Genomic DNA, 19,910 nt, shown 5'->3' with positions numbered 1-19,910 from the left:
AAACATTAATTTTGCATAGGAAATTGAATATCAAATTATTTCAAAACTCAGCCATCATGGAATTAATTAAAACAGATACCTCGTTAAGTAAAAAATATATTTCTGATGTAATTTACGAGCAGTTAAAATCAAAACTACCCTCCTGTCATCGGATGTTATTGGAAAAATCAGGAGCGGGAAATGAATTTACCGGCTGGCTGCATATTGATAACTTTATGCCTGAAAGTCTTCTGGAAGCGATTGAACAATCTGCTCAATCGCTGAGAAAAATTTCTCAGGCCATCGTAGTGATTGGTATTGGAGGTTCCTATCTCGGGGCAAGGGCTGTCATTGAAGCTTTAAGCAACCCGTTTTCATTTGATAAAAAGGATTATACACAGATTTTATTTGCCGGTTTTAATCTATCTGATGATTATCATGCCGGATTGCTGGAATATCTGAATAATGTGGATTACGCTGTCATTGTTATTTCCAAATCCGGAACAACTACTGAGCCTGCTGTTGCCTTTCGTCTGTTATTCTCTCACCTGCTTGAAAAATATGGTGAAAAGCAGATTAAAAACAGGGTAATTTGTATTACTGATGAAAAAAAAGGTGCTTTGCGAAAAATTGCATCACAATACGGCTTTTCCTCTTTTATCATTCCCGATGATATCGGAGGACGATATTCGGTTCTGACACCCGTTGGGCTTCTCCCAATTGCCGCAGCCGGATTTAACATCAGAAATCTTATTGAAGGGGCAAAAAGGATGATGAAGGAATATTACGACCATCATCATCTTCCAGAAATGCTGATAAACGACTACGCTCTGACCCGCATGAGCCTTGAAAAAAAAGGTTATCTTATTGAATTGTTTGTAACCTATCAGCCCCAAATGTTTTACTTTATGGAATGGCTGAAACAATTATTTGGTGAAAGTGAGGGAAAAGAAGGAAAAGGACTTTTTCCGGCAAGCGTTATCTTTACGACTGATTTACATTCACTTGGTCAATATATTCAGGAAGGCAAAAGGCTGATGTTTGAGACGGTTCTGAACATTGTCAGGCCTGCCAAAAGTGTCGAGATACCGTCATTTACGAATAATGATGATGATTTGAATTATCTGGCCGGTAAAACACTCGGATTTGTCAATGCAAAGGCCATGAAAGGAACCCAGATGGCTCATATCGAAGGAGATGTTCCCAATATTGAAGTCATCATTCCATCGCTTAATGAATATTATCTCGGCCAAATGATTTATTTCTTTGAAACAGCCTGTGCAATCAGCGGTTATCTTAATGATATCAATCCCTTCGACCAGCCGGGAGTTGAGGCTTACAAAAAGAATATGTTTACATTATTAGGTAAGCCGGGTTTTTAATCTTTCCGACCATAATCTGATCATATCATTATCAACAAGATAGAACGAAATCTCCTTGTTTTTTTCTGTGTTTGCCACACAACCAGAAACATTTTCTCCTAATTCAAAGGAATGAAGATAGATGATCTCAGGCTGAAGAGGAATTAGTTTTTCTTCAAAAATGTATGATTCCTTACTCACATCAAATGATTTTATCTGATCGAGCAGTTGGCCTCCGAGCAACTTCACAACAGCTTCTTTTCTTGACCATATTTGCTTGAATACATTTTCAGGGCTGGCAGAGTTTAAAATTACATACTTTTCATTTTCAGTGAAATATGAATTCATCACCAGACGAAACCCTTTTGTATTAGCACCGGCTTCGATGTCAATACCTACCTCATCGGAGGAAGAAACTGCAACAGCCACAATATCAGACGTGTGTGAAATATTGAAAAAAAACTGATGATTGTGCAGGTCAATGAATGGTTTGTTGTGTGAATCCTGCTGTACGATTTCAATATCCGCCAAATCAATATGATACCATTGATTTACAACAGATTTCACGCAAAACCGACCCAATAAGAAATTGTACTTATCTTTCTGAAAGTAATAATGCTGATAGCGTTGCAGTTCATTATCACTCAGGCAAAACAATAATGTATCAGGCCTTAAAATTTCTTTCTGAAAAAACAACAGAACAGAGGTTTCATTTTTTTGTGAAAAGGAAGAAGAATTCCTGAAAATCAGTTCAGGTATTGAATTACACTGAAGCATGTATTTTTCACCCATGTTTCTTTTTATTCACCTGATTCAGGCAATCCTGTAAAACAGAAGCAAAATAAGCGTCATTGGGCGGACTAAACATATCGGCATGGTCTCCGGGAATTGTTATGGAATAGACATTCCCCTTTACGTACCTTTTCCAGCCATAATATTTACTGTCAGCAATATAGTACGTCTGGTTTTTTGCCTTAAACAGATACAAATCGCCCTGATATTCCTGAATTTCATATTTTGACAATGCATGAATTCCCGCCTGTTCAATTTTTTCCATTGGGTTTTCAAATACCTGAGAAACATTTGATTGCTTCAACCTCGCATATCTTTTTTGTTTTAACTTCATGGCAAGCACTCTCTTCTTTTCGGCTAAAAAATGTAAGGGTTGTCTGAAGAAAACACCAGATAGAAAAATAATGCGGCAGAAATGATGAAAAAGAAAAAGAATCATTTTTTCCAGAAACCCTGCATTCTCAGGAATAAAATAAAAGCCATTGATGTAAGAATCTGTATCAAAAACACCTAAAAATCTGACCTCTTTTTCCATTCTGGTAAGTTGCTGTGCCATTTCGTAGGCAATATATCCTCCCAGACTGTATCCGGCAATAGAATAAGGGCCTTCGGGGCAAACCTGAATGATTTGAGATATATAATAACTGGCCATATCCTGAATAGATTCAGGAGGTTCGGATTTTCCATCCAGCCCTTTCGCCTGAAGTGCATAAACAGGTTGGTCAGAAGATAAGTTTTTGCCCAATGCTTCAAACAGAACGACATTCATACCTGCCCCATGAACAAGAAAAAGAGGGGTTTTGGTTCCTTTTGCATTCAGGGGAACCAGCGGCTGCCACGACACAGCTTCTGCCTTGGAAGCAACCACTTTGGCTAAACTTCGGATGGTTGAATTTTCAAAAAATACAGCTAATGGTAACTTAATGAAAAAATGTTTCTCAATTTCAGCCAGAATCTGTACAGCCACCAGTGAATTGCCTCCTAAGTGAAAGAAATTATCTGTGATGCTGATTTCGTTTATACCCAGATGATTCATCCAGATTTCGCTGATTTTCTTCTCAATTTTACTGACCGGTGCAATGGGTTTTCCTTTTTCCTGAACAACAATTTTTTCAGCCAACAGACTGTTTTTGTCAACTTTTCCCTGTTCATTAAGCGGAAGCTTATCTAATCTGACAAACAATGAGGGGATCATGTAGTCGGGTAAACGGGTTGCAAGATATTCCCTCAAATCATTTTCATTTGCCTGATTATTTTTAAAAACCACATAAGCAATAAGCTTTTTATTTATCGCATCTTCCCCTTTGACCACAACGGCACAGGATAAAACTTCCTGAAACTGCAGAATATTTTTTTCAATTTCATTTGGTTCAACCCTGAATCCCCTGATTTTAACCTGTTCATCATAGCGACTGATAAATTCAATATTTCCATCACTTCTCCATCTCACAATGTCCCCTGTTTTATACAATCTGTCATTCTGATCAGCCGAGAAAGGATTAGGAATAAACTTTTTTGCAGTCAGTTCAGGGTTATTCAGATAGCATAAGGCAAGTCCATCGCCTCCGGTATAAAGCTCTCCCTTAACACCAACAGGAACAGGATGTAGATGATTATCAAGAATATATACACCTGAGTTGCAGACAGGTTTACCAATAGGAACACTGTTCACAATCTGACTGGCTTCATTAACCTGAAAGGTAGTTGTAAAGGTCGTGTTTTCCGTTGGTCCGTATCCATTGATTATTTTACCCGGTCCAAGTATTCCCAGTGCTTTCAGCACGTGAGGGACAGAAAGTACATCTCCTCCGGCAAGCAGATATTTCAGCCCTGTGAGTGAATCAATTTCATGGTCAACCATCAGCGAAAATAAGCCGGAAGTAAGCCATAGAATATTCACCCGATTTTTCACAATAGCGTCTGCAAGTTCTGAGAGGCTCTTTTTAGCTGGCGGCATCAAAACAAGGGTGCATCCGTTGAGCAGGCTACCCCAGATTTCAAAAGTTGAAGCATCAAATCCGATATTTGAGGCCTGCAGAAATACAAGATCATCAGTAAATTCAATATAATCAGTGTTTTTAACCAATCTGACGATTGCCCTGTGTGGAATACAAACTCCTTTTGGTTCTCCGGTTGATCCTGAAGTAAACATGATATAAGCCTGGCTAAGCGGATCTGCTTCTGCAGAAACAGCTGTCACCGGAAATGGTGTCAGATCAGGTAGTTCGTCTGTATTGATTTCCAGATAATCAATGTTTTTAAGTATTTCCGGCTGAAATGCTTTTGTTTTAATAAAAATGTTAAGTTGGGTTTCTTTCAGAATATGTTTAAGCCTGAATTCCGGATAATCGGTAGGAACCGGAACATAGGAACTACCCGTTTTTAATACAGCCAAAACAGAAATAATTAGATCAAACGATGAATGAAGGCAAACAGCAATCTGGGAAGCAGGCCTGATTCCAAGGCTGATTAAAAAATGAGCCACTTGGTTGGATTTCTCATTTAACTCCCTGTATGTGAGCACCTTCCCTTCTTCAACCAAAGCAATTTTATCAGGATACTGAGCCGCAATTTCTTCAAATAGCTGATGCACGGTTTTATCCCTCGGATAGTCAGTATACCGGCAACACCACTCTTCTGTTACCAGTTTTTTTTCCCATTCCGGCAAAATATCCAATTCATGTATCATGGCTGAAGGATTCTCACATGCCGACCTGCAAAAAACTAAAAATTCCTCGGCCATTTGTCTGATGCGCTCTTCACTGAACAGTGAAATATTATAGGAAAATTCGAGAATTACTTCATTTTCAGATCCTGTGATGTTTAAAAACAATTCGAAGTTTTCTGCTTTTCTCGGGTTGGAGACCAGTTTATGAGTGATGCCTTCAAAATAAACTCCTTCATCAATGCCCATATCCACATTAAATACTGCAGGAATAAAAGGCACCCTGGAAAAATCACGTTCAATTTTAAGTTTTTTCAGTAGCCTGCCAAATGTAATGCGCTGGTTATCAAGTGCTTCAATTAAATACTTTTTACGTTTAGCCAGAAAATTTTCAAAACTTTGGTCATCTGTTTTACTTAAAACAGGCAATAAATTCACACAATGTCCGACAAGATCGTATTTTCCCAAAACAGCCTGGGAAGCAGCCGGAAGGCCGACCAGTATTTCCTGTTGTCCGGTTATTCTCGACAAAAATGCTTCAAAAAGTGCCAGCATCAGGTTCACATAAGTTACATTATACCTGATAGCAGTATTTTTCAGTAACAAATTAATTTTATCAGGAACAAGAATATCCACCCTGTTCCCTTTAAAAGTTCTGATGGTTGGCCGGGGGAATTCAACAGGTAGATCTAATATGGGGATATGGTGCTCAAATTGTCTCAACCAAAAGTTTTCAACTTGCTGAAATTCATGTGAATCATAAAAAACTTCAGTTTCATGGGAAAATGTATAAAATTGCGAAGCAGGAAGCAATTTCAAATTCTGCTCCTTTACCATGGCCGTATAGAACTGCGATAATTCTTTAACGATTACTCCAAGCGACCATCCATCACAAATGATATGGTGAATAGTCAGGATAAACAAGTGATGCCGGGGGCTAAAGGTAATTAAATCAATGCGGAAAAGCGGATACTGGGAAAGTTCAAACGGAGTTAAAACCCTTTCATTCAGTAAATCTTTTGAAGCAATTTGCTGTTGTTCTTCATCTGTTCCCGAAAAATCAATGTAATTTATTTTTATTTCACTATCAGATGAAAAAAACATTTTTTCTCCGTCAACATCAAAAAAAGCCCTTAATGAATCATGCCGGAGAAAAGTTTTTCTGACAGCTTTTTCAAAAAAAGAGACATTCAGCTCTCCATATAAATCCAGACCAATACATTCATTATAGGCACAATTGGCATCGTTTCCAAGTAGGGTTGAATACCATATTTCTTTCTGCGATTCCGTCAAAGGACACCACAAAGGCAAATCCTCTCCTGCAAATGGATTGTATTCAACTGACTGATATTCCCTCAATTTTACAAAAATTCAGCAATTTTAAGCAATGTGCAATGATACATATTTTAGTTTAATCCTCAATTTTCGTTTCAGACCAGCTTCAGAAAACTTCCCGGTTTCTCAGGATCAGGGATATACCAACCCGGATTTCCCTCGGGGTCTTTCCCTAACCTTGCTCCGGGGACAGGTGGTTCACCAAGAAATCTTTTATCTGAAGCTTTTTGTTCAAATATTCCGGCTTTTAACATTTCATCCAGACTTAAATCAAAAGCACTGATAATCTTATCAATATCCTTTTCATGGTGGGCCAGGGTCAGAAAACAGGGAAATCCTTCCAGAATATGCACGCCATGAAAACGAAGCAACGGATACAGCAATTCGGTAAAAGGCAATTCCTCAGTAAAAACAGGCCTGAATAAAGATGAAAAGTAATTGATTTTCAAAGGAATACTTTTTCTCTTCAACATCAAATTCAATTCATCAGCCAATCTTTTTGTCAACTTATTTAAACTTTCCTGAAGAGCAGGTCCTCCCTTTTTTAAATAAGTGAGAGACGAATAAGCCGCTGCGAGTGTGAGAGGATGTCTGACAAAGGTGCCGGCAAAATAGGTTACTCCTTTTTCAGGCTTGCTGTCATCACCGAAAGTCCAGAAACCTCCATCCAGTGCATCCATCATTTCAGCTTTTCCCGACATAATACCAATGGGCATTCCTCCTCCGGGCACCTTTCCATATGTAACCAGATCTGCCCTGATTCCCGTAATTCCCTGAATACCGGCAGGATGCGACCTGAAGCCTGTAATGACTTCATCAAAGATCAGGACTATCCCCTTTTCATCACATATCTTTTTTAGCTCTTTCAGAAATTCAAACGGTTGAAATTCAGGTCGCCTGCTTTGAACGGGTTCAACCAAAACAGCAGCGACTTCATCTGCCATTCCTGCAATTGTCTGAAGAGATTGTTGCTCGCCATAATCAAGCACAATAGCATTCTGAACAGCTTCCGGTGGTACACCCGGAGCAGCAGGATAAGAATGGAGCTCTTTTCCTCCTCTGACAATTACTTCATCATTGATTCCATGATATGAACCATTAAACATGACTACTTTGTTTTTTCCGGTAACTGTTCTGGCAATTCTGAGCACGCCCAGAACAGCTTCTGAACCTGTATTACACAGAGCTGCCCTTTCATTTCCTGTCAAATCACAAATCATTTTTGCCACCTCTCCTGCCAAATGATGCTGCGGACCTATTTCGTACCCATTTCTGGCTATTTTTCTTATACTGCGTGTAACCTCAGGATGCGCATATCCAAAGAAATTTGATCCAAAACCATTCAGGATATCAATATATTCATTTCCATCCAGGTCGTACAGCCGGCAACCTTTTGACCTTTTAACCACAACCTGATAAACTATTTCCTTGATATGCGGCTTAAAACCGGTTACAACCCTCGGATCGGCAAGGTATTTCCTGAACTTTTGCGTGTATTCCTTTGATAATCTGGTTTTTGCATTATATTTCTGTATAAAGTCAGTCAGAAATTTTTCAATACTTGCCGGAATGGCAGTCACCTTCTTTGTTTCGATACGTGCAATAGCACCAAATGGCTTTCTTTCTTCTTTTTCAGCAGAGATTTTTATATCAGCCACTCCCTCCTTTTGAACAACCGGCTTGACTGCAGCCATCTTTTCAATCAGATAGTCAGTAAGACCTCCGATAGAGCCCAATTCCTCATTCAGCTGGCGAAAAGTAACTTTAATACCTGTTTTTTTCTGAATACTCAGGGCTATTTGGGTCAGAAACAGGGAATCGAGGCCTATATCAGCAAATGCAGTCTGCCTGTAAAATCCTTTCAGGCTGATGCCTGATGACTCTTCCAGTATATTTCTGACAAAATCCTCCATATCAGGCTGTTGGGTATCCTCAGTCTGAATTTCAGGAAGAACTGCTTCAGTGTCGGGCTCACTGATTTTATTAACTTTAAATGGTACAGCTTCCAGCCAACAATATGTTTTTTCAAAAGAATAAGGAGGCAGAGGTATTTTCCTGTATTTTTCATGAGGAAAAAGTTTGGTCAGATCAGGAGTAATTCCATTTAACCAAAGATTTCCGTATAGTTTCAATAAACTGAAGTACTCATTTTTACCGGATTCATCACCAAGTGACCTGAATACAGGTATTGAAGGTTCCCGCAACTGCTGCCGGACAAGGGAAGAAAGGACATTTCGAGGACCAATCTCAACAAAACAATACATTCCTTCATTGGCAACAGTATTTATCGCTCCGGCAAACTGGACTGTTTCGCGCAGATGCCGGACCCAATATTCTGGATTTACTGCCTGATAGTCAGACAGCCATGTTCCACTGACTGTTGAAACAATTGGTATTCTTGGAATTGAAAAGCTGACTGACTCTACCACCTTCCTGAATGAATCCAAAACCGGCTCCATCATCCATGAATGAAAAGCATGAGAAGTTTGCAATATTGTACAGGCAATCCCTTCTTTTTTCATCACCTCAGCAAGCATTGAAATATCTTCTTTTGGTCCTGATAACACAACTGATTGACTGGTATTTACAACAGCCAGATTCACTTTATCGTTGAGAAATTTTTCGATGCCGGAAACTTCTGATCTAACAGACAACATCAGGCCTGAAGGCATTTTTTCCATCATCATGGCCCGGCTTATGACCATTTTCATCGCATCTTCCACACTGAAAACCCCTGCCAGACAGGCTGCCGTAAATTCACCAATGCTATGTCCTGCCAAAGCATCCGGAAAAATGCCATTATTCATGATCAGGCGGGAGAGGCAATATTCCAGAACAAACAAAGCCGGCTGAGTATATCTGGTGTTTTTAAGTTTTTCTGCCGCCTCAACGCTGTGGTCAGCAAAGATGACTTCCTTCAGATCCGGTAATCCATATTTTTCTGCCAGTTCAATGCATCTGTCAAATTCATTTTTAAAATAATCCAGATTTTCATAGAGATATCTTCCCATTCCCGGATATTGGGAACCTTGCCCGGGAAACATGAACACAAGTCCCTGAGGTATCTCAGTGAGGTGGTTTTTGGAAGAATAAAGGTTTTTTTCACTGAAAGCATCCTTAAAATCAACATCATAAACAAAAAATTGTCTGAATCTAAAATGCTTTCTGCCATGAGCAAGTGTATATGCAATATGACTGACAGGTGGATTTTCAGCATTCCCTATAAATTCTCTGATGCTTTGAATATTTCTATCCAATGCACTTTCAGTTTTTGCCGATAGCAAAAGTAAGGACGTAACTTGCTCATTATCAGCAGTTAATTCAGGTGGCTCTTCAAGAATAACATGTACATTTGTTCCGCCTACCCCAAAAGAGCTGACCCCTGCCCTTTTCGGAACCGGATCTTTTTCCCAATCTGTCAGACCATCAACCACTTTCCATCCATGTGTCTCAAAATCAATAGCAGGGTTGGGTTTGTTAAAATTGATGGAAGGAGGCAGCTGTTTGTATTTCAGAGCCAAAGCTGTTTTAATCAGCCCTATTACACCAGCTGCAGGTGTTAGATGGCCAAAATTACTCTTAACAGAGCCAATATACCTGATTTTGTTATTTTTTCTTTTCGGGTAAACCATGTTCAGAGCCTCCATCTCTATCGGATCTCCGATAGGGGTTGCCGTGCCATGGGCTTCAATGTAAGAAACCGTATCGGCATCAATACCGGCATCTTTCAAAGCCATGGAGATGGCGCCAGCCTGACCTTCAACCGAAGGAGCCGTAAAACTTGATTTTCCTCCTCCATCGTTGTTGATGCCTGTCCCTTTTATTACTGCATAAATATGATCTTTGTCTTTCAGTGCATCATCGAGACGTTTGAGCAAGACCACCCCGACCCCATCCGAAAAGGGAGTTCCTGAGGCTTCTTCATCAAATGGCCTGCATTTTCCATCTTTTGAGAGCATACTTCCTTCATTGTACAGGTAGCCACTGTTGACAGGAGAAGTAATGGAGCTTCCTCCAGCCAGGGCATACCGGCATCTTCCTGCCCGAAGGCTTTCGCAGGCCTGTACTATGGCTGTTAAAGATGTAGAACAAGCGGTATAAACACTTACAGCTACCCCTTTTAAATCCAGAATAAAGGCCGTTTTTGTGGCAATGTAGTCTTTTTCATTCAAAGTCATCACCTGAAAATCTCCGGCTTTCTCTATCAATTCTGAATGAGGTAAAACATTATTGAGAAAATATGTATTGTTTCCACATCCGGCAAAAACAGCAGTAGTCTTTTTAATATCATCAATGTTCAGGCCTGCATTTTCGATGCATTCCCATGCAACTTCCAGAAATTTACGCTGCTGGGGGTCCATCAGCCGTGCCAACATTTCATTTATCCCAAAAAATTCATAATCAAAGCTTTGTGCATCATCAATGATACCCCTTGCCTTTACATAATCAGGATGCTTCCTGAGGTGTTCAGGAATAGAAGGATCTAATTGATCATCATTGAAATAGCTGATACTTTCCCTTCCTTCCAGCAGGTTTTTCCAGAATTGCTCAAGGGTTGAGGCGCCCGGTACCCGAAGAGACATTCCAATTACTGCAATGTCACCTGTAAAAGTTTTTTCTTTCTTGTCATCTTCCGATTCTGATATAATTTCATTTTGTCTTTTATTATCAATAAACGCTGCCTGTCCTGAAATGGCAGGATATTGATACAATTTAACCACAGGAAGTTTTTTACCGTGCATTTCTTCAAACAGTGATGAAAACTGAATACATACAAGTGAATTGGCACCTAAATCGAATACATTATCATGAATTCCAATATCATCCAACATTAACAGGGTTTTCCAGAGCTCTGCCAGTTGACGTTCTGTCTCTGTTTTTGGCGCTGTATATTCAGTTTTTAGCAATGTCCGTTTATTTACCGGGACCTCCAGACTTTTTTTATCGATTTTACCGGAAGGTGTTCTGGGAAGTGTTTCGACCTGCACCATCACAGCAGGGATCATGTATTCAGGCAGTTTTTCAGACAGTTTTGCTTTTATTTTAAGCAGATCAATGTCAGGAGTTCCGACTATGAAGGCTGCCAGCATTTGCACTCCCGAAGGGGAAATGAAAGGCTTGACGGCAGCCTCTTTTACGCCCTCTGCTTCAGCCAGTTGGATTTCAATTTCAGCCGGCTCAATCCGGTAACCGCGAATTTTAACCTGTTCATCTTTCCTCCCTAAAAATTCTATCTCTCCTTTTTCATTCATCTTTCCCACATCACCTGACTTGTAGAATCTCTCATTATCAAACATGACAAACCTTTCAACTGTCAGCTCAGGCTGATGGATGTAGCCATTTGCCAGACATTTTCCTCCGATGTAGATTTCCCCTGCTTCATTGGTTGCAGCCATTTCATCCCCCTCCTTCATAATCAATATTTTACAGTTATCAATTGCAGAACCTATCGGGGGAAACTCCGGCCAGATGGCAACATCTTCCGGCAATAATTTATAAGCTGTAACCACATGGCTCTCAGTCGGGCCATACTGATTGACCAAAAGGCATTTATTCTTTTTGAAAAATGACCTGATCTGACTGGTAATAATTAACTTTTCACCAGAGGTAATAACTTCTTTTAAAAACGGGAAGTCCTTTTCTGCCTGAACACAATACGAAGAAAACAATTGCAGAGCGATAAAAGGCAGAAACAGACGCTCAACTTTATGGTTTGTGATGATTTCAGCAAGCTTTTCAGGGTTGGTGCGAGCTTCTTCATCGGCCAATACAAGTGTGCCACCGGATGATAAGGTGGAAAAGATCTCCTGAAAGGAAACATCAAAACTGATTGGGGCAAACTGTAGTGTGGTCAAACCCGGATGTGATTGTGTGTTTTGCCATCTGATAAGATTATTCAATGCACCAAAAGGCATTTCCACTCCTTTCGGGTGTCCGGTTGAACCTGATGTAAAGATAACATAGGTTGGTGTATGTTCATCTGAATTAAATTCTGGTGTTAACCGTAAGGAATTTACTTCAGAAACAATCTGATCATAAGTAAGCAGGCTTATTCCCTGAATATCAATATTTTTTGTGATATTATCGGTAATGATTACATCACAAGCTGAAGTTTCAAGCATATAAGCAAGCCTTTGTTCAGGGTAAGATGAATCAAGCGGGAGGTAAGCATTCCCCGACTTAATAATTCCATAAATAGTTGCCACCAAAGAAATATCCCTTTGCATTTTCACTCCAATCAGACGATGATGAAAATGAAGATAATCAGACAAATAGATGGCAATCTTATTTGACAGGTTCCTTAGTTCCTGATAAGTAATCTCCTCTTTAGTTTTAATGACAGCCAGGTATTCACCCGGAACTTTATCAATCAGCTTCAGAAAATGATCATCTGTTTTGTTCATCAGAATAATTTCAGAAAAGTTTAATAAAAGCAAAGAAAATCAAGCCGATGTAATTCAAATATCCTCTGCAAATTTAAGGTTGTTGCATCTATGGATATTTTGTTTTGTCCACAATAATTCAACTTAAAATTTCGGCTGACAGGACCATATTTCGGAAAATAAAATCACCATATAGCTGATTATCAATACAATAAACAAATTTTAAATCCGGTAATAGTTACTTTTAACCAATTTGAACAATAAATAGAGTGGTAAGAGTATATTTGAGTCCTGATTTATTATTGCTTATCTTTCTAAAAAGGGCTAATTATTGAAAAAAATATTAGTAACCGGAGGTTGTGGATATATCGGATCCCATACCTGTGTTGAACTTCAGCAAGCAGGCTATGAAGTTGTTATCATTGATAATCTGGTCAATTCTTATCAGTGGATTACCGGACAAATCAGAAAGATAACCGGAAAAATGCCTGAATTTCATCACATTGATCTCAGGGAAAAGAATCAGGTCATTAATTTTTTCAGACAAAACAACGACATTGCAGCAGTAATACATTTTGCGGCCTTAAAAGCAGTCGGAGAGTCTGTTGAAAAACCTCTTTTGTATTATGAAAACAATCTTTTATCATTGATAAATTTGCTGGAAGGCATGCAGGCAGGGCAATGTAAAAAGATAATTTTCTCATCTTCCTGTACAGTTTATGGTGAACCTGAACAAGTTCCCATCACTGAAGAGGCTCCGGTAGTTAAAGCAGCTTCTCCCTATGGCAATACCAAAAAAGTATCAGAAGAAATTCTGAACGATTTTATCAGGGTCTCTGATTTTGAAGTCGTTTCGTTACGGTATTTTAATCCGGTCGGGGCCCATCCTTCAGGACTGTTGGGTGAATTTCCCCGTCAGAGCCCGAAGGCTTTGTTTCCTTCCCTTACCCAGTCGTGCTCAGGAAGAATTAAAGAGTTTTATGTTCATGGAAATGATTATCCGACAGAAGACGGAACCGCCATTCGTGATTATTTTCATGTCAGTGATCTGGCAAAGGCACATGTAAAGGCTTATGAGTTTCTTGAAAATAATTCTGAAAAAGATAAGTTTTCAGTATTCAATCTTGGATCAGAAAAAGGATATAGTGTAATGGAAATAATCCGTACCTTTGAAGCTGTGAATCAGGTTAAAGTAAACTATCAGATAGGGCCAAGACGGCCGGGAGATATATCAAGAATATGGGCAGATTCATCGAAAGCCAAAAGATATCTGAAATGGCAGACGGAACTCACATTGGAAGATATGGTTAAAACTGCCTGGGAATGGGAATTGTTTGTCAAATCAGCAAATTTTAATCTATGAAAAAAATTCTTGCCATTGATGATGAAGCTACCATACGCAAGCTTTTGACTGTTTACCTTGGTAAGCACTATAAAGTTACAGCCATGCCTGATGGCCTTGAAGCTTTAAAATGGATGCAGGAAGGTAATCTCCCCGACCTGATTATCTGCGATATCCAGATGCCCAATATGAATGGTTATGAATTTGTTGAAAACATTCGCAGCAGTGGTCTTTTTAAAGATATTCCCCTGCTGATGCTTTCCGGAGAAGAAGAAAGCAGCACCCGTATTAAGTTTTATAAAATGAAGGTTAAAAATTTCATTACCAAACCTTTTAATCCTGAAGAACTTCTGGTCTTAATCAAGTTAATTCTCAATGAAGAAGACGAAATAGAAAATGACTGAATCCACTTCAAAATATTATCTGATCTATTGTGGTTCGATATCCAATGTAGTGGAAGAATTAAACAAACATCAGGATTTATTTCACTTTGAACAATACGAAAACATTATTACCTCCATCAACCGTCTGAAAGAGATTAAAGAGCAAAATATAAAACCGGATACCATCCTGTGCGATGTTAATTTTCCAGGAATATCCGGGTTCAACTTTTTCAGAAAAATCACTTCCGATTCCTATTTTTTTAACGTTCCGTTCATTCTGATTGACAGCAGTAAAAACCCTGAGAATATCCAAAAAGCTCTGGAATACAGGATTGACGACCTTTACTCAATACCCATCAATGCCAAAAACCTCTATAAAAGGATTTATTATCTTAAAAAATACCTCAATTACAAACCACAACCTCAGGAAACCATTGAATTAGATCCAAAATTCAAAATACCACTTTCCAAGCGCCTTTTCGATATTGTTATTTCATTTATGCTGATTTTATTGCTTTCACCGCTAATGCTGATAGTAGCAATTCTTATCAGGTTAGAATCCAGAGGAAAAGTTATTTACAAATCAAAACGGGTTGGAACAGGTTACCATGTTTTTGATTTTTATAAATTCAGATCGATGCGTGTCGGGTCCGACAAGAAGGTTCATTCATTGGAAAGCAGCAACATCTATCTGAAAGACAAAGAAAATGAGGAATGTGAGGAATGCAAAAGACTTGGGCATTTGTGCAGTCCTGAGCTTTATATTCATGGAGAAAAAATCTGTGAGAACCTTTATCTGAAAAGAAAAAAGGCAAAAATAGAAAATGCCTTCAAAAAATTTGAAGATGATCCGAGGATAACCCGGATAGGTAAATTTATCCGAAAAACGAGTATTGATGAGCTTCCCCAACTGTTCAATGTACTAAAAGGTGATATGTCTATCGTTGGCAACCGTCCCTTGCCGCTTTATGAGGCCGAGATGCTGACATCCGACCAATGGAGTGAAAGGTTTTTAGGGCCAGCCGGAATCACCGGTTTATGGCAGGTGAAACTCAAAAACACACCTTTGGATACAAGCATTAACCGTAAAATAACAGATAATTACTATGCCGCCAACTACACTTTCTGGGGAGACCTCAAGATCATTATCAAAACAATACCGGCTATGTTCCGAAATTCCTAATACCATGAAAAGTAAAATTAACATATTGCTCTGTCTGATTTTCATCGCGACCTGTTACGCAACGAATATTTTTGCCCAACCTTCAGATAGCCTGAATATAGTTAAACTATTGCCCCCGCTTCAGACCATCATTGATTCAGCCACCGCCAATTCTCCTTATCTTCAATATCAGAATGCTGAAATCATCAAACAGCAATTCAGGTTGCGTACTGTCAAACAGGACTGGACAAAAAACCTCGGTCTCTCGACCGATGTCATTTACGGGACATGGGATTATATGACCATGAATCCCTCCACAGGCACAACCTTTTTATCCAATCAGGTTGAAACCCGTTATGGCATTGGTGTTTATTTCAGACTTCCGCTTTATGATGCTGTTTCAAGGAAAAACAATATTGAAATACAACGACTTGAGATAGAAGAAGCCAAACTGGTAAAAGAGCAAAAAATCAGGGAAATCAAAAACCTCGTCATCGAACAATATTACAAAATTATACTCTTCCAGAATCTGGTAAATATTCACAATAAAAACAGGCAATCGGCTGAAGTTCAGGTTAAAATGATTGAAAAACAATTTGTGAACGGTCAGGCAACTGTGGAAGAACTGGCAAGAGTAACCGAAATTTACAACAATGCACTGGTAGAATACGAAAAAGCAAAATCAGATCTCACAACCTCCTACATGCTCCTTCAGGAACTGGCAGGTATTAATTTCACCGCATTAAAATAAAAACATGAATTTTCTTCAATTGATACGTCTTTTCATCAGGTATTTCTGGCTATTGCTTTTCAGTGCTTTATTTACTTCAGTATTGGTTTATTTTTTTACCAGGGAACTTCCGGGAATTTATGTATCCAAAGCAAAAGTTTATACAGGAATAGCAAGCAGCGGAGTGGAATCAAAACCGGGCTTTTTCGATATTTACGGACAAACCAATGCCTTTGATAATCTGCTCAGTATCATCACCTCACGTGAAACGCTCGAGGAAGTTTCTCTTCGCCTGCTCGCCAAACACCTTCTGCTCGATAAACCAGATCCGAAATTTATCAGTGAAAAAAACTATGAAGAGCTGATGAAACTGGTGCCTCCCGATGTCAAAGCTCTTGCTGTCAAAACCAGATCCTCCTCTCCTCCACCACCAACTTCGGCAAAACCTGATACAGACACTAACTCTGCAACACCTCAGGAAGAGATTAAGCAAAATGATAATCAGCAGAATACAACCGTTGCATATCATATAGTACAGCCTGATGAAACCTTATACAGTATTTCCAGAAAGTACAACCTTCCCCTCGTAACCCTGATGAGGTTGAATAATCTCAGTGACAACAATATCAAACCCGGACAAAAACTCATCGTTTCAGAAACTGCTGTAACTGAAAAGAATACGCCTGCCCCTTCATCCGCAGAGGAAGACGGTAAAATTTATTACATCACCACTGCCACCGAAAGTATTGAATCCATCGCCCAAAAATTTAACATTTCGGTAAAAGACCTGATTATCTGGAACTCACTGAAAGACAGGCAAATAGCAGCAGGTCAAAAACTGATTGTCGGGAATAAGAATGACAATGCTGAAACAGGGTCAAAACCGTCAAATACAGCTAAAATAACAATTCCGGTTGATGAAGAAGTAGTCGGACAATCGGCACTTGAAAAACGCCTGAACCGGGATTATGATACCTCGTGGCAACTTGAGCAAACCGTCAGAAATCTTTACAATTACAAAATGAAAAACGACACCAATTTCATCTACGGCCTGCTCAATTATGACTACAAACACTACAGCATCAAAGCCTTAAGCAAAATATCCGTCTATAGGCTCCAATCCAGTGATTTGATTGAAATCACTTACGAAACTGATGATCCGGGTGTCTGCCAGTACACCCTGATTATCCTTTGCAAGATTCTGATCAAAAACTTTAAACTAATAAAAGCCAATCAATCAGACGCTGTGGTGGAATATTTCACCGAACAGGTCAGAAAGGCTCAGGAAAGGCTGCAAAATGCAGAGGATGAACTTCTTATGTTCAACAAGCAGCACAATATTATCAATTATGATGAGCAAACAAAGAACATTGCTGCCAAAAAAGAAGAGCTCGAAAGTGCTTATCAGGATGAAAAAATGAATATGGCATCTGCTCAGGCCGCTATCAAAAAGCTTGAGAATAAAATATCTTCACAGGCAAGAATTAACCTGTCCAATGAAGAAATAATTTCCAAACGAAATGAGCTGTCAGAAATTACGACCCGTATTGCCTATCTGGAAACTGAAAATGATCAGAACAATCAATATTCGGCAGAAATCAGGACATTGAAAATCAGAGCCGAGAAACTTAAAGCAGAGTTGGAAAAAGCCATTAACAATGTGTATAGCCTTTTAAATACCACCGAAGGCATTCCAATGAAAGACATTCTGAATCAATGGCTTGAAAATGTAATTCGTTATGAGGAAAGTAAGGCCAAAGTAGATGCCTACAACAGCCGCAGAATCGAGTTTGAAAGGAATTACGAAACATTTGCCCCTTTGGGTGCCCAGCTTAAAAGGATTGAACGTGAAATCAGTGTGGCTGAGCAGGAATATCTTGCCTTGCTTTCGAGCCTTAATGAAGCCAAACTAAGACAACAAAACATAGAGCTGACCTCCAATGTTAAAGTAATTGATTATCCATATTTTCCATTAAGCCCTAAATCCACCAAAAGAAAATTCATTGTCGGGCTTTCATTCATCTTTGTCTTTATTTCTCTGTTTATCTTATTGATTATCATTGATTTTTTTGATAAAAAGATTAAAACCCCGGAACGGGTCAGAGCCTATTCAAAACTTGAAGTGGCAGGCGTTTATCCTCTTTTCCCTGAGAGAAAAAAGAAAATTGATTATCCGCTTATTAAGGAAAGAATAACAGATCTGATTATTCAGGACATCAATCTGGGAAAAACGGCAACAGGGAGTAAAAAACCTAACATCACCGGTTTTTTCAGTACAAAAGAGCATGAAGGAAAGTCATTTATCCTCAGGTGTGTCGGAGAAAGAATGAATCATTACGGCCTGGATGTATTGTGTCTGACTCATCAACAGATTACATCTGAAGCAGATATTTTTAAAACCTATGAGCCGGGCATCAGTTACAATATCTCTCAAAACATTGAAGATCTTATCAAAAACAATCCTTTTAGCCTGAACCACGAGTATTTGCTGATTGAGTTTCCGGCACTGCTGACACATAATTTTCCCTCAGACCTGATAAAAAATATAGATCAGGCCTACTACATCTGCAATGCCCGAAGACCATGGACTGAAGCTGACACCAAATCGGTGGAATCTCTGAAAGCACTGCTTAAAAGAGAACCTAAAATCATATTAAACGGTTCGGTTACCGAATCTCTGGAAAGCATACTGGGAGAAGTGCCACGAAAACGAAGCAAATTAAGAAAATTTGTCAAGAGATTATTGTTCCGAAAAAAATTAACACAGTAAAAGTGAATAGCATTTTCCCGACACTTTTCAAGAATAAGAACACTCACTCTCTGTTGCTTCAGTTTATTTCTGCATTGCTTGGTTTCACCTCCTTTATCGTTCTTGCCCGAAGTTTTGACAAAATTTCTTTCGGACACTGGGTTATTTACATTACTGCTTATGGCTTTATTGATGTACTTCGTTATGGGCTGACCCTTCAGGGAACCGTCAGATTTTTATCGGGAGCAGACGAAACAGAAAAAAGAAAAATTTGCAGTGCAAACTGGATTATCAATGTAGCCACGGGATTGCTGATTGCACTGATTGTTTTTATTGCTTCTCTTGTTTTTCGTAAATCGATACAATCATCTGATTATCATTACTTTTTCATTTATTATCCTTTATTGGTAATTGCCAGTTTTGGTTCATTCAATGCACAGGCAGTTCTTCAGGCTACTCAACGTTTTGACAGAATGTTGTTTCTGCGTTCGTTTGAGGCCGGGAGCTTTCTTTTATTTCTCATATTCAACTACTTATGGTTTCATTTTGAGTTAAAGGCCATTATACTTGTTCAGATTTTCATCTTTGCATGCAGTTCCATTTTTTGCAGCATTAAAAAATGGGATGGGCTGTGGTGTATCCGTTTTGCCGAAAAATCATCCATCCTCAAAATTCTCAATTTTGGCAAATACAGCACAGGAACATTGCTGGGTGCTCATCTGCTCAGAAGTGCCGACACTTTCATCTTAGGTTTAAGCTCTGGATTAGGTGCGCCTGCAGTTGCTGTTTACAGCATTCCCATGAAAGCAATAGAGTTTATTGAAATCCCGCTCAGAGCCTTTTCCCTGACCAGTTATCCTGTTTTATCCAAACTAAGTCTTGAAAATAAAATGGATGAGTTCAGGAAACAGTTTTATACCTACTCAGGTGCATTGAGCCTCCTTTTTGTGCCTATCATGATACTGGGTTTTATCTTTGCCAAAGAAATCATGATTATTATTGGCGGGAAGGAATATGAAAGCGGAGCCA

The 19,910-nt window shown here is 39.1% G+C and carries 10 protein-coding genes; 7 read left to right on the top strand and 3 right to left on the bottom strand.

Features of this window, described 5'->3' with window-relative positions; all coding sequences use genetic code 11:
• Positions 1-56: 56 nt before the first annotated feature.
• Positions 57-1,361, top strand: a complete 1,305-nt coding sequence (locus tag GX437_10890; protein NLJ08167.1) for a glucose-6-phosphate isomerase — start codon at positions 57-59, stop codon at positions 1,359-1,361.
• On the opposite strand, the gene GX437_10885 is transcribed toward GX437_10890, so the two are convergent.
• The 3 genes from GX437_10885 to GX437_10875 form a co-directional block, all read right to left on the bottom strand.
• Positions 1,341-2,132 (bottom strand): 4'-phosphopantetheinyl transferase superfamily protein, encoded by a 792-nt coding sequence (locus GX437_10885; protein NLJ08166.1) that lies wholly within the window; start codon positions 2,130-2,132, stop codon positions 1,341-1,343. The genes GX437_10890 and GX437_10885 overlap by 21 nt on opposite strands.
• Positions 2,125-6,156: an amino acid adenylation domain-containing protein gene (locus GX437_10880; GenBank protein NLJ08165.1), complete on the bottom strand. Its 4,032-nt coding sequence runs from the start codon at positions 6,154-6,156 to the stop codon at positions 2,125-2,127. The genes GX437_10885 and GX437_10880 overlap by 8 nt, the downstream gene beginning before the upstream one ends.
• Positions 6,157-6,227: 71 nt before the next feature.
• Entirely contained in the window at positions 6,228-12,536 is a 6,309-nt protein-coding gene (locus GX437_10875) for an amino acid adenylation domain-containing protein (protein NLJ08164.1), read from the bottom strand.
• A 310-nt stretch (positions 12,537-12,846) separates the two neighbouring features.
• Between GX437_10875 and galE the strand changes: the two genes are divergently transcribed.
• The 6 genes from galE to GX437_10845 form a co-directional block, all read left to right on the top strand.
• On the top strand, positions 12,847-13,878 hold the full coding sequence (gene galE, locus GX437_10870; GenBank protein NLJ08163.1) for a UDP-glucose 4-epimerase GalE: 1,032 nt from the start codon (positions 12,847-12,849) through the stop codon (positions 13,876-13,878).
• Positions 13,875-14,261, top strand: coding sequence for a response regulator (locus GX437_10865; GenBank protein NLJ08162.1), 387 nt, complete (start codon positions 13,875-13,877; stop codon positions 14,259-14,261). Before galE ends, GX437_10865 begins: the two co-directional genes overlap by 4 nt.
• Positions 14,254-15,423: a response regulator gene (locus GX437_10860; GenBank protein NLJ08161.1), complete on the top strand. Its 1,170-nt coding sequence runs from the start codon at positions 14,254-14,256 to the stop codon at positions 15,421-15,423. Before GX437_10865 ends, GX437_10860 begins: the two co-directional genes overlap by 8 nt.
• 4 nt (positions 15,424-15,427) lie before the next feature.
• Positions 15,428-16,153, top strand: a complete 726-nt coding sequence (locus GX437_10855) for a TolC family protein (GenBank protein NLJ08160.1) — start codon at positions 15,428-15,430, stop codon at positions 16,151-16,153.
• Between the two features lie 4 nt (positions 16,154-16,157).
• Positions 16,158-18,902 carry a LysM peptidoglycan-binding domain-containing protein gene (locus tag GX437_10850; protein ID NLJ08159.1) on the top strand — a complete coding sequence of 915 codons (2,745 nt, stop codon included), beginning with the start codon at positions 16,158-16,160 and terminating at the stop codon, positions 18,900-18,902.
• Between the two features lie 2 nt (positions 18,903-18,904).
• The coding region (locus GX437_10845; GenBank protein ID NLJ08158.1) for an oligosaccharide flippase family protein at positions 18,905-19,910 on the top strand (1,006 nt) is incomplete at its 3' end.

The organism is Sphingobacteriales bacterium, assembly GCA_012517435.1.
Lineage (GTDB): Bacteria > Bacteroidota > Bacteroidia > CAILMK01 > JAAYUY01 > JAAYUY01.
Note: the sequence above shows the minus strand (reverse complement) of the source record. Positions and strands in the feature narration are given on the sequence as shown.